This window comes from Pseudomonas sp. JV449 (genome assembly GCF_032424295.1).
GTDB classification, from domain to species: Bacteria; Pseudomonadota; Gammaproteobacteria; order Pseudomonadales; family Pseudomonadaceae; genus Aquipseudomonas; species Aquipseudomonas marginalis.
Map to the genome: position 1 here is coordinate 97,916 of NZ_VYKD01000021.1, position 12,568 is coordinate 110,483.

The window sequence follows — 12,568 nt, forward strand, 5'->3', positions numbered from 1 at the left end:
CAGGGCGAGCGTCAGTGGCGGCAACTGTGCTGCCTGGGAGCGGGAGGTGTCCAACAAGAAAAATTGTTGCTGCAAACCAATAAATTTTGTGGGTAATTGAGTAGTCCACAAGTAACAAGACGTGGACAAACCATGAAGGATTCGCTCATCTTAACGCCGCCCGTTTATCGTGCGCGGCGCATCAGGCAGTTGGTCGGCCTTCTTCATCAAACCGTTCACTGAAAAAGGGCAGCACCGGTGAGCTCAGCCACTCCAGATTCCGCCGCGCAAAACCGCCTCAGCCTACAAACCAGTCTGATCGCCCTGGTGGTCGCCGTGACCTTCTTCATGGAGAACCTCGACGCCACGGTTATCGCCACCGCGCTGCCAACCATGGCATCGGCCTTTGGCGTGACACCGGTCGACATGAACATCGGCATCACTGCCTATATCCTCGCCGTGGCGATCTTCATACCGCTGTCCAGCTGGGTCGCCGACCGCTTTGGTGCGCGCCGTGTATTCGCTGGCGCAATCATCCTGTTCACCCTCGCTTCGCTGCTCTGCGGGCTCAGCCAAAGTATCGAGATGTTCGTGTTCGCCCGCGTCCTGCAGGGCATCGGCGGCGCATTGATGGTGCCCGTGGGGCGCCTGGCCGTGCTGCGTAATACGGATAAGAAAGACTTGGTGAAAATGATCGCGATCATTACCTGGCCCGGCCTGGTCGCGCCGATTCTGGGGCCGCTGGTCGGCGGCTTGATCGTGACGCATGCATCGTGGCCATGGATCTTCTACGTGAATCTGCCGCTGGGTGCGCTGGCATTGGCCGCCGCACTATGGCTTGTACCGGAAGACCGTGAAGCCAGCGTGCGCCAGTTCGATGCCAAGGGTTTTGTACTGCTGGCAGGCGCCTGTGTGGCCCTGCTGGGCGGGCTGGAATGGCTGGGTAACCAGACCGGTGAACGCCTTATTCCAGGCGCCGTGCTGGTCGCGGCAGGCATCGCGCTGGCAGTGTGGGCCGTGCACCATTGCCGCCATGCCAGCGACCCGTTATTGCCGCTCGAGACCCTGTCCATCGATACATTTCGTGTGAGCATCTATGGCGGCTCGCTGTTTCGCCTGGCCATCAGCGCCCTGCCGTTCCTGCTGCCGCTGCTGTTTCAAGTCGCCTTTGGCTTGTCCCCGGTGGACGCAGGCTTGCTGGTGCTGGCGGTATTCGCTGGCAATCTGGCGATGAAGCCGTTCACCACGGCCATCATGCGCCGCTATGGGTTTCGCCGGGTCTTGCTGGTGAACGGGATAATCGGCGTGGTGTCGATAGCCGCTTGCGCGCTTTTCACGGTGCAAACCCCATTTGTGCTGATCGCGGCCGTGTTATTTGTGGGAGGGTTGTCCCGCTCGATGCAGTTCACCTGCTACAACTCGATCGGCTTCGCGGATGTGCCCAAACCGCGCATGAGTGAGGCCTCGGCACTGTTCAGCATGTCATTCCAGCTGGCCATGGGGATGGGCGTAACGGTGGCGGCGCTGCTGCTACGAGCATCCATGACCCTGCAGGGGCATGAGATGCAGGCACAGGCCGGGGATTTTCGCGTGGCGTTCGTCGGCGTGGCGCTGCTGGGAGCGTGGGCGCTGGTGGATGTGTATCGCTTGACGGTGGGAGCGGGAGAAAGTGTGTTGAATCGACAGTGAAGGCTGCGACTCAACACACTGTTGCCAGTATCAGGCGGTGGTACTAACCATCGAACCCGACGTGCTGTTGCCCTCATCGGTGACTGCCTGCAACAGTGCGGAAGTCACTGTCTGCAACGCCGCCGCAGTGCCGGCGATCTGCATCTGCGCCGCCGCTACTGCCGCCGCTTTGGCTTCTGCACTCTGGTTGCTGGACTGAGCTTTCTGCAAGGCTTGCTGCTGCGCTTGAAGCTGCTTTTGCAACTGCTCGATCTGCTTCTTCAACTCTTTGACGGTATCGGACTCCTTCGAGAGCGAGGAGGCTTGGCCACCGCCACCGCCACTTACACCTGCCGCACCATTGGAATCAGCGTGCATGTTGACGGTCGTGCCGCCTGCGCTGCTTGTGCTTTCCTTGGTCGCGGCAGCCGTCGAGCTGACAGTGCTTGGAGTGCTTGCTACGGAGGCGGTAGTGCTGATGTTGATAAGCATGCCAAGTGTCCGAGAGTAAGAGATTTGCGATCTCTATCGGCCTGGGTGTCGATTACTTTAGGCGGGGGGTGGGAAGATTTTCGGGTAGTAATAAATCGCATGAACAAAAAAGGGCCCACCTTTCGGTGAGCCCTTCTAGACCGCCCAGCAGAGCGGATTTTGTTTGGTAGGCGCGATTGGACTCGAACCAACGACCCCCACCATGTCAAGGTGGTGCTCTAACCAACTGAGCTACGTGCCTGCTGTGAGGCGGCATTCTACGGAATTCCGGAGGGGTGTCAACATCTTTTTTGCAGCTAACCCTATGAATATGCGAATTATTTATTTGCAGCCGGCGCACCGCACTTTTTGGGGTGGCTGGCAGGCAATTTTCAACTCAGGTAGGATCAGGGCACTCGTAAAAAATATAAAACAGAGGTTCCAGGATGGTGAACACCCCCTACCCCCAGTCGTATTACGCCGCTTCCGCAAATGCAGTTCCGCCACGCCCAATGTTGCAAGGCGACGTCGAAACCGATGTGTGCGTGATCGGTGCCGGCTATACTGGCCTGTCCAGCGCGCTGTTCCTGCTGGAGAACGGTTTTCGCGTGACGGTACTGGAAGCCGCCAAGGTGGGTTTTGGCGCGTCAGGCCGCAATGGCGGGCAGATCGTCAACAGCTACAGCCGTGACATTGATGTGATCGAGCGCAGCGTCGGCCCACAACAGGCGCAGTTGCTGGGGCAGATGGCGTTCGAGGGCGGCAGAATCATTCGCGAGCGGGTCGCCAAGTACCAGATCCAGTGCGACCTGAAGGACGGCGGCGTGTTCGCGGCACTCAACAGCAAGCACATGGGCCACCTGGAGTCGCAGAAACGCTTGTGGGAGCGCTACGGCCATACACAGCTGGAGTTGCTGGACGAGCGCCGCATTCGTGAGGTCGTGGCCTGTGACAACTATGTCGGCGGACTGCTGGACATGAGTGGCGGCCATATCCACCCACTCAACCTGGCACTCGGTGAAGCCGCCGCCGTGGAGTCCCTGGGCGGGACGATATACGAACAATCGGCGGCGGTGCGCATCGAGCGTGGCGCCAACCCGGTGGTCCATACGGCAGAAGGTAAAGTCAGGGCCAAGTTCATCATCGTCGCGGGCAATGCCTACCTGGGCAACCTGGTGCCAGAGCTGGCGGCCAAGTCGATGCCCTGTGGCACCCAGGTGATCACGACGGCGCCACTCGGGGATGAGCTGGCCAGGACACTCCTGCCGCAGGATTACTGCGTAGAGGACTGCAACTACCTGCTCGACTACTATCGCCTCACCAGTGACAAGCGCCTGATCTTCGGCGGCGGCGTGGTGTATGGCGCGCGCGACCCGGCGAACATCGAAGCAATCATCCGCCCGAAGATGCTCAAGGCCTTCCCGCAACTCAAGGATGTGAAGATCGACTACGCCTGGACCGGCAACTTCCTGCTGACCCTGTCGCGCTTGCCGCAGGTTGGTCGCCTGGGCGACAACATCTACTACTCACAAGGCTGCAGCGGCCATGGCGTGACGTACACCCACCTGGCGGGCAAGGTGCTGGCGGAAGCGCTGAGAGGCCAGGCAGAGCGCTTCGATGCGTTTGCCGACCTGCCGCACTACCCATTCCCGGGCGGGCAACTGTTGCGCACACCGTTTGCGGCACTGGGAGCTTGGTACTACGGGCTGCGGGATAAGCTGGGCTTCTGACAAATCAATGGGAGCCGGTTCGCCGGTTCCCGCAAAAAATTGCCAAATTGCAGACACAAAAAACCCCGGTCTTTCGACCAGGGTCTTTGCTATCTGATCAAAGTAGCCAGTGGCTTTCTTTGTGCTTCAAGGCGTTCAGCGGGCCTTGAGGCAGATATGGCGCAGCGGACGGGACTCGAACCCGCGACCCCCGGCGTGACAGGCCGGTATTCTAACCGACTGAACTACCGCTGCGTATCGCTTGACCGGTTGAGCAAACCGCCTCAACCGTCTTTGAACATCTGATTGATCAGCTTGGCTGTTCAACCTCAAGCCCGATAAATCGAACCTGGAAAATATGGCGCAGCGGACGGGACTCGAACCCGCGACCCCCGGCGTGACAGGCCGGTATTCTAACCGACTGAACTACCGCTGCGCGTCGGTGCAACCTTTAACGTTGCGTCCTGCCCGAAGGCAAAACTCTCAAGAAGTGGTGGGTGATGACGGGATCGAACCGCCGACCCTCTGCTTGTAAGGCAGATGCTCTCCCAGCTGAGCTAATCACCCTTTGCTTCGTTGAGGCCGCGAAATTTACGCAGATAGCGGACCTAAGTCAATAGCCTGCTTGAAGTTTTTCTGAAAAAGACAAAATGGCTTCAAGACGGCTACCCGCCCTACCCGCTGTAAATCATCTTCTTGCTCATGCCACCGTCCACCACAAACTCTTGCCCGGTGACAAACCCGGCCTGGCGCGACAGCAACCACGCCACCATCGCCGCCACGTCCTCCACCGTACCCACCCGGCCGGCCGGGTGCTGGGCATGATCGGCATCGGTCAAAGGCTCGGCACGCCGCGCAGCTGGATCACGGGCATCAATCCAGCCAGGACTGACCGCATTCACCCGCACTTCCGGCCCGAGGCTGATCGCCAAGGCGTGAGTAAGGGCCAACAGGCCACCCTTGCTCGCCGCATAAGCCTCGGTATCCGGCTCCGACTGACGAGCCCGGGTCGACGCCAGGTTGACGATGGCGCCGCCGTGGGCACGCAGGTAAGGCGCACAGTGCTTGGCCAGCAACATCGGCCCACTGAGGTTAACGGCCAGCACGCGATTCCAGTAAGCCAGGTCAAGGCTTTCCAGGGTGATGTTGTGCGGGTCGGCCACCGCAGCGTTACAGACCAACGCGTCCAGGCGACCGAATTGCCCCAGGACTTCGGCGACCCCCTGGGCCACCTGTTTCTCGTCAGCCACGTCCATGGTGATAAACCAGGCGTTTTCGCCCAGCACCTTGGACACCTTGGAACCGCGCTCGCGGTCGAGGTCGGTCAAGACCACCTGCCAGCCTTCGCTGATCAGCCACGCCGCAATCCCGAGACCAATACCCCGCGCCGCGCCCGTCACCAGGGCGACGCGCCCATTACTGGCCGCCGCGGCCTCCAGGGACCACTCGATCACAAGGCAGCCAGCCCGCGAGCCAGGTCAGCCTGCAGATCCGTGACATCTTCCAGGCCGACCGCGATGCGGATCAGGCTGTCCCGGATACCGGCCGCCTCACGCTCCTGCGGCGCCAGGCGTCCGTGGGACGTGGTGCTCGGATGGGTAATGGTGGTCTTGCTGTCGCCCAGGTTGGCCGTGATGGAGATCAGGCGCGTCGCATCGATAAAGCGCCAGGCGCCCTCTTTGCCGCCCTTCACTTCGAAACTTACCACGGCGCCGAAACCACGTTGCTGGCGCTGGGCCAACGCGTGCTGCGGGTGGCTCTTGAGGCCGGCGTAATGCACTTTTTCGATACCGTCCTGCTGCTCCAGCCACTCGGCCAGGGCCTGGGCGTTGGCGCAATGGGCTTTCATGCGCAGGCTGAGGGTTTCCAGGCCCTTGAGGAAGATCCAGGCGTTGAACGGGCTCAGGGTCGGGCCGGCGGTGCGCAGGAAGCCCACCACCTCCTTCATCTGCTCGCTGCGACCGGCAACCACGCCGCCCATGCAACGGCCCTGACCATCGATAAACTTGGTGGCCGAGTGCACCACAATGTCTGCGCCCAGCTTCAGCGGCTGCTGCAAGGCAGGCGTGCAGAAACAGTTGTCGACCACCAGCATTGCGCCTTTGGCGTGAGCCACTTCGGACAACGCGGCGATATCCACCAACTCGGCCAACGGATTGGACGGCGACTCGACGAACAGCAGCTTGGTGTTGGACTTGATTGCCGCACCCCACCCGGACAGATCCGCCAGGGGCACGTAGCCCACTTCGATGCCGAAGCGCTTGAAATACTTCTCGAACAGGCTGATGGTCGAACCGAACACGCTGCGCGACACCAGCACGTGGTCGCCGGCACTGCACAGGCTCATCACCACCGCCAGGATCGCCGCCATGCCGGTGGCCGTTGCCACCGCCTGCTCTGCGCCTTCCAGGGCCGCAATACGCTCTTCGAACGCGCGCACAGTCGGGTTGGTGTAGCGGGAATAAACGTTACCCGGCACTTCGCCAGCAAAGCGCGCCGCGGCGTCGGCCGCTGTGCGGAACACGTAGCTGGAGGTGAAGAACATCGGGTCACCGTGCTCACCTTCCGGGGTACGGTGCTGGCCGGCGCGCACAGCCAGGGTATCGAAAGCTACGCCATCGAGGTCGCTGTCCAAGCGACCGGCATCCCATTCCTGACTCATGCTGCGACTCCTTACTCAATTCTTTATTTAAGATACAAAACCGGCCCCTCAGGGCCGGTGTCTACTCAGTTGTTGTACAGATCGATGATCGCGCTGACCGCCTGGGTCTTGATCTTCGACGAGTCGTTACGCGCCTGCTCGATCTTGTTCAGGTAGGCCTCGTCGACGTCACCGGTCACGTACTTGCCGTCGAACACGGCGCAGTCGAACTGCTCGATCTTGATCTTGCCACCGCCGACCGCTTCGATCAGGTCCGGCAGGTCCTGGTAGATCAGCCAATCGGCGCCGATCAGGTCGGCCACGTCCTGGGTCGTGCGGTTGTGGGCGATCAGTTCGTGGGCGCTCGGCATGTCGATACCGTACACGTTCGGGTAACGCACGGCAGGCGCTGCGGAACAGAAGTACACGTTCTTCGCACCGGCCTCACGGGCCATCTGGATGATTTGCTTGCAGGTGGTGCCGCGTACGATGGAGTCGTCCACCAGCATCACGTTCTTGCCGCGAAATTCCAGTTCGATGGCGTTGAGCTTCTGGCGCACCGACTTCTTGCGGGCCGCCTGGCCCGGCATGATGAAGGTGCGACCGATGTAACGGTTCTTCACGAAGCCTTCGCGGAACTTGACGCCCAGGTGGTTGGCCAATTCCAGCGCAGCAGTACGGCTGGTGTCCGGGATCGGGATCACCACGTCGATGTCGTGCTCGGGACGCTCGCGCAGGATCTTGTCGGCCAGCTTCTCGCCCATGCGCAGGCGCGCCTTGTACACCGACACACCATCGATGATCGAATCCGGACGCGCCAGGTAGACGTGTTCGAAGATGCACGGGGTGAGTTTCGGCGCGACAGCGCACTGACGGGTGTGCAGTTTGCCGTCTTCGGTGATGTACACCGCTTCGCCCGGCGCGAGGTCGCGGATCAGGGTGAAGCCCAGCACGTCCAGGGACACGCTTTCGGACGCGATCATGTACTCGACGCCTTCGTCGGTGTGACGCTGGCCGAACACGATCGGGCGAATACCGTGGGGGTCACGGAAGCCGACGATGCCGTAGCCGGTGATCATCGCAACGACGGCATAACCGCCGACGCAACGGTTATGCACGTCGATCACGGCGGCGAACACATCTTCTTCGGTCGGCTGCAGCTTGCCGCGCTGGGCCAGCTCGTGGGCGAACACGTTGAGCAGCACTTCCGAGTCTGAGCTGGTGTTGACGTGGCGCAGGTCAGATTCGTAAATCTCCTTGGCCAGTTGCTCAACGTTGGTCAGGTTACCGTTATGCGCCAGGGTAATGCCGTAAGGCGAGTTGACGTAGAACGGCTGAGCTTCGGCCGACGTCGAGCTACCGGCGGTCGGGTAACGCACATGGCCAATGCCCATGTGCCCGACGAGGCGCTGCATGTGACGCTGATGGAACACGTCACGTACCAGGCCATTGTCCTTGCGCAGGAATAACCGGCCGTCGTGGCTGGTCACAATACCGGCAGCGTCCTGGCCGCGGTGCTGGAGGACGGTTAGCGCGTCATACAGCGCCTGATTGACGTTCGACTTACCGACGATACCGACGATGCCACACATGCGACGCAACCCCTACTTAATGAATCTTGACTGAACACAACTTACTGCGGCGTTTTGGCCGGCAAGAGGTGTTCCTTGAACGGAAGATCAGCGGGTACGCTGATTCCGCTGGCCAGCCACTGACTGCTCCACCCCAATATGAGGTTCTTGGACCAATCTGCAACCAATAGAAATTTTGGCACGAGTACCGACTCCTGCCACCACGAATCCTGCTGTACCGGCCCCAGGCTCAACAGCCCGACCGCCACGACCACCAGCAACGCACCACGCGCGGCACCGAAGGCCATGCCGAGAAATCGATCGGTCCCGGAGAGGCCGGTGACACGTATCAACTCGCCAATAAGATAATTGACCATTGCCCCCACCAGCAGCGTGGCGATGAACATGATGGCGCAGCCCGCGATGACGCGAGCCGAAGGTGTCTCGATGTATCCGGCCAGGTAGACCGACAACGAACCGCCGAACATCCAGGCTACGACTCCTGCGATGATCCAGGTCAGCAACGACAGTGCTTCTTTTACGAAGCCGCGGCTTAGACTGATCAAAGCGGAGATGGCGACGATTGCAACGATCGCCCAGTCAACCCAGGTAAATGGCACGTTTGAGCCTACGGACGGATAAGGCGGCGCATTTTAGCAGAGCGTCGGGCTGTCGGTAAGCTGTGATTGCGGCTGCTTTGCAAATCAATAGATTGTGGCGGGCCGATCACATTTCAACCTCACCACATTTGATTGGACTTCAGGTTTAAACCGATGCAGGCTCAGCCGCGCTCAGGCTGGAAGCGGGTCACGAAGCCTTTCAGGTTCTGCTGACGGTCCAGCAAATCCCGCAGCCGGTCGGCCTCGGCGCGCTCGATCAGCGGCCCGATAAACACCCGGTTCTTGCCGTCGGCGCTACGGATGTAGGCGTTGTAGCCCTGGGCACGCAGCTTCTTCTGCAAGGCGTCGGCGCCTTCACGATTGCCCAGGCTGGCCACCTGGATCGACCAACTGATCGGCAAGCCGTTCGGGTCGATACGGCTCTGCCCCACATCCGGCTTGCCCGGCGCAGCAGGCTGTGGCGCTACAGGTTTGGGCGCAGGCGCAGGTGTCGCCGGCTTGGCGGCGACCGTCGGAGCAGGTGTCGGCTTGACCACCGGCACGCTTGGCTGCACCGGCATCGACGGCGCCTGCTGCGCGGCCACCTCATCATCGGTCGGCACCGGTTCTTCTTCCGGCAACGCCTGCGGTTCAGGCACCACCACCGGCTCCACCTGCACTTGGGGCACTGCCGGTGCCTGGGGCGCAGCCGGAGCCTCGACGACCACCTGGCGCTGCTCGTCCTGGCGGGAAAACAGCATCGGCAGGAAAATCACCGCCAATGCCACCAGCACCAGGGCTCCAACCATTCGCTGCTTGTATGCGCTATCCAGTAATGCCATCTGCAGCTTCCTCCGTGGAGCGCCGGGCCAACCACTCAAGCGCCTCGGCAACACAATAAAATGATCCGAACAACAGAATTTCGTCCTCGGCCGTCGCCACCGCGCACTGAGCCTCCAGGGCGGCAGTCACGCTTGCATACGACGCCACGGGCGCACCAAGGTTCTGTAACGCGATCTCAAGCTCATGGGCCGGACGGCTGCGGGGCGTATCCAGCGGCGCTACCGCCCAAGCCTGGACGCTGTCCAGCAACGGCGCAACTACGCCCTCCAGGTCCTTATCGGCGAGCAAACCGAATACAGCCAGGCGACGCCCCACCGGCGGCGTGCGTGCCAGGCGCTTGGCCAGGTATTGCGCTGCATGGGGGTTATGCCCCACATCCAGCAACAGGTTCAGGCGCTTGCCGTGCCAGTCGAACACCCGGCGATCCAGGCGCCCGACCACGCGGGTCGCCAGCAACGTCGCAGCAATCTGCTCAGCCTGCCAAGGCAGGTCCAGCAACAGATAGGCTTGCAGCGCGAGTGCGGCGTTCTCCATCGGCAGGTTCAGCAAGGGCAGATCACGCAGCTCCACAGCCTGCCCACGAGCATCCCGGCCGCGCCACTGCCAGTGCCGGTCACCGATTTCAAGATTGAATTCGCGGCCACGCAGGAAGAATGGGCAGCCCAGCTCACGCACCTTGTCCAGCAAGGGCTGCGGCGGATCCAGGTCACCGCACAGCGCAGGCTTGCCCGGGCGGAAAATCCCGGCCTTCTCATAGGCCACGGACTCGCGGGTATCCCCCAGGTAGTCGGCATGGTCCACGCCAATACTGGTGACCAGCGCCAGGTCGGCATCCACCACGTTGACGGTGTCCAGGCGCCCCCCCAGGCCCACTTCCAACACGACCACATCCAGCTGCGCACGCTCGAACAGCCAGAACGCCGCCAGGGTGCCCATTTCGAAGTAAGTCAGGGAAATCTCACCGCGCCCGGCATCGAGTGCGGCGAAGGCTTCGCAGAGTTGCTCATCGCTGGCTTCGACGCCATTGAGTTGCACCCGCTCGTTGTAACGCAGCAAGTGCGGCGAGCTGTACACGCCGACTTTCAGCCCCTGGGCCTGCAGCAGCGCGGCAACAAAGGCACAGGTAGAACCCTTGCCGTTGGTGCCGGTCACCGTGATCACACGCGGCGCCGGCCGGCCCAACCCAAGGCGGGCCGCTACCTGTTGCGAGCGCTCCAGGCCCATGTCGATGGCGGACGGATGCAACTGCTCGAGGTAGGCGAGCCATTCGCCCAGGGTACGTTGGGTCATAGGTTCGCAGGCACCGGCGGCACAACGATCGGCTCGACTTTAGGCACGACGTAAACAGGTGTCGGCAGGCCCATCATCTGCGCCAGCAGGCTACCCAGGCGTGGACGCAGCTCACCGCGCGGAATGATCAGGTCGATTGCGCCGTGCTCCAGCAGGAACTCGCTGCGCTGGAAGCCTTCCGGCAGTTTTTCGCGCACGGTCTGCTCGATCACGCGCGGGCCGGCAAAGCCGATCAGGGCTTTTGGCTCACCGACAATCACGTCGCCCAGCATCGCCAGGCTGGCGGAAACACCGCCGTAGACCGGGTCGGTCAGCACGGAGATGAACGGAATGCCTTCTTCGCGCAGATGCGCCAGCACCGCAGAGGTCTTGGCCATTTGCATCAGGGAGATCAACGCTTCCTGCATCCGCGCACCACCGGAGGCGGCGAAGCAGATCATCGGGCAACGGTTTTCCAGGGCGTAGTTGGCCGCGCGCACGAAGCGCTCGCCGACGATGGCCCCCATGGAGCCGCCCATGAAGGAGAACTCGAACGCCGACACCACCACCGGCATGCCCAGCAGCTTGCCGCTGACGGAAATCAGCGCGTCCTTCTCACCGGTCTGCTTTTGCGCAGCGGTCAGGCGGTCCTTGTACTTCTTGCCGTCGCGGAACTTCAGACGGTCGACCGGCTCCAGGTCGGCGCCCAGCTCGTTACGGCCGTCGGCGTCGAGGAAGATATCGATGCGGGCGCGGGCGCCGATACGCATGTGGTGGTTGCACTTGGGGCAAACATCCAGGGTCTTTTCCAGCTCGGGGCGGTACAGCACCGCGTCGCAGGATGGGCACTTGTGCCACAGACCTTCAGGAACCGAGCTTTTCTTCACCTCGGAACGCATGATCGAAGGGATCAGTTTGTCTACTAACCAGTTGCTCATGCTTTCTTTCTCCAGTACCGGTGGCTTGAACACAGCCCCGCGTATGCCCTTGAGCTAAATTCATATGTGGCGATGACGCAGGCTGGACGGGGTCAGACGTTCGACCTGCCATTTCCAGCCTGCATCCTCAGCCTTCCAGACAGCCTGCCTGCGCAGGTTGCCACTTCATTTCCGGGCCGCCCTCAGGCGGCGCCGGGCTGTTTTACACAGTGGTAGTTATGGACGGCGGCAGACTGCCAGCCGTCACATCCCGCCACAGCTGTTGCGCACCGCGTGCATGAATGCGCGAATCCTGTCGTGATCCTTGATGCCCTTGCCTTGCTCTACCCCACCGCTGACATCCACGGCATACGGCCGGACCTGTTGAATCGCCGCACCGACATTCGCTGGGTTGAGCCCCCCGGCCAGGATGATCGGCTTGCTCAATCCTTCGGGGATCAGCGACCAATCGAACGCTTCACCGGTACCACCGGGTACGCCTTCGACATACGTGTCCAGCAGAACGCCACGCGCGCCGGAATAGGCCGCGCAGGCCCTCGCTATATCGTCACCCGCCTTGACCCGCAACGCCTTGATATACGGGCGTTGGTAGCTTTCACATTCATCCGGGGTTTCGTCGCCGTGAAATTGCAGCATATCCAGCTGCACGGCATCCAGGGTTTCGTTGAGTTCGCAGCGGCTGGCGTTGACGAACAAGCCCACGGTGGTCACGAACGGCGGCAGCGCCGCAATGATCGCCCGCGCCTGCAACACATTCACCGCCCGCGGGCTCCTGGCATAAAACACCAGGCCAATGGCATCCGCCCCCGCCTCGACTGCCGCCAGCGCGTCTTCTATGCGGGTAATCCCGCAAATCTTGCTGCGAACGACAGGCATGTCG

General features: G+C 61.6%; 11 protein-coding genes and 4 tRNA genes. 2 read left to right on the plus strand and 13 right to left on the minus strand.

The window, feature by feature from the left end; translation table 11 throughout:
* Positions 1-237 precede the first annotated feature (237 nt).
* Positions 238-1,668, plus strand: coding sequence for a DHA2 family efflux MFS transporter permease subunit (locus F6S08_RS20965; protein ID WP_315872283.1), 1,431 nt, complete (start codon positions 238-240; stop codon positions 1,666-1,668).
* A 30-nt stretch (positions 1,669-1,698) separates the two neighbouring features.
* Here F6S08_RS20965 and F6S08_RS20970 read toward each other — a convergent pair whose 3' ends face one another.
* Positions 1,699-2,139 (minus strand): hypothetical protein, encoded by a 441-nt coding sequence (locus F6S08_RS20970; RefSeq protein ID WP_065948011.1) that lies wholly within the window; start codon positions 2,137-2,139, stop codon positions 1,699-1,701.
* A 164-nt stretch (positions 2,140-2,303) separates the two neighbouring features.
* Positions 2,304-2,380: transfer RNA gene (locus F6S08_RS20975), tRNA-Val, on the minus strand.
* 184 nt (positions 2,381-2,564) lie between these two features.
* On the opposite strand from F6S08_RS20975, the gene F6S08_RS20980 reads away from it, so the two are divergent.
* Positions 2,565-3,848: an FAD-binding oxidoreductase gene (locus F6S08_RS20980; RefSeq protein ID WP_315872284.1), complete on the plus strand. Its 1,284-nt coding sequence runs from the start codon at positions 2,565-2,567 to the stop codon at positions 3,846-3,848.
* A gap of 157 nt (positions 3,849-4,005) precedes the next feature.
* Here F6S08_RS20980 and F6S08_RS20985 read toward each other — a convergent pair.
* From F6S08_RS20985 to F6S08_RS21035, 11 genes are all read right to left on the minus strand, one after another.
* Positions 4,006-4,082: transfer RNA gene (locus F6S08_RS20985), tRNA-Asp, on the minus strand.
* Between the two features lie 104 nt (positions 4,083-4,186).
* Positions 4,187-4,263, minus strand: a tRNA-Asp gene (locus F6S08_RS20990).
* A gap of 55 nt (positions 4,264-4,318) precedes the next feature.
* A tRNA-Val gene (locus tag F6S08_RS20995) sits at positions 4,319-4,394 on the minus strand.
* Positions 4,395-4,501: 107 nt separating this feature from the next.
* Positions 4,502-5,266: an SDR family oxidoreductase gene (locus tag F6S08_RS21000; protein ID WP_315872307.1), complete on the minus strand. Its 765-nt coding sequence runs from the start codon at positions 5,264-5,266 to the stop codon at positions 4,502-4,504.
* Between the two features lie 11 nt (positions 5,267-5,277).
* Positions 5,278-6,489, minus strand: coding sequence for an O-succinylhomoserine sulfhydrylase (locus tag F6S08_RS21005; protein WP_315872285.1), 1,212 nt, complete (start codon positions 6,487-6,489; stop codon positions 5,278-5,280).
* A 65-nt stretch (positions 6,490-6,554) separates the two neighbouring features.
* A complete protein-coding gene (purF, locus tag F6S08_RS21010; protein WP_027604079.1) occupies positions 6,555-8,060 on the minus strand; it encodes an amidophosphoribosyltransferase in 1,506 nt (501 codons plus the stop codon).
* Between the two features lie 41 nt (positions 8,061-8,101).
* Positions 8,102-8,659, minus strand: a complete 558-nt coding sequence (locus tag F6S08_RS21015; RefSeq protein ID WP_003192538.1) for a CvpA family protein — start codon at positions 8,657-8,659, stop codon at positions 8,102-8,104.
* A gap of 161 nt (positions 8,660-8,820) precedes the next feature.
* Positions 8,821-9,480: an SPOR domain-containing protein gene (locus F6S08_RS21020; protein WP_065927245.1), complete on the minus strand. Its 660-nt coding sequence runs from the start codon at positions 9,478-9,480 to the stop codon at positions 8,821-8,823.
* Positions 9,464-10,771, minus strand: coding sequence for a bifunctional tetrahydrofolate synthase/dihydrofolate synthase (gene folC, locus F6S08_RS21025; protein ID WP_315872286.1), 1,308 nt, complete (start codon positions 10,769-10,771; stop codon positions 9,464-9,466). The genes F6S08_RS21020 and folC overlap by 17 nt, the downstream gene beginning before the upstream one ends.
* Complete coding sequence (gene accD / locus F6S08_RS21030; protein WP_315872287.1) at positions 10,768-11,688, minus strand: acetyl-CoA carboxylase, carboxyltransferase subunit beta; 921 nt, start codon at positions 11,686-11,688, stop codon at positions 10,768-10,770. Before accD ends, folC begins: the two co-directional genes overlap by 4 nt.
* A gap of 243 nt (positions 11,689-11,931) precedes the next feature.
* A complete protein-coding gene (locus tag F6S08_RS21035) occupies positions 11,932-12,564 on the minus strand; it encodes a phosphoribosylanthranilate isomerase (RefSeq protein WP_065927243.1) in 633 nt (210 codons plus the stop codon).
* Between the last annotated feature and the right edge of the window lie 4 nt (positions 12,565-12,568).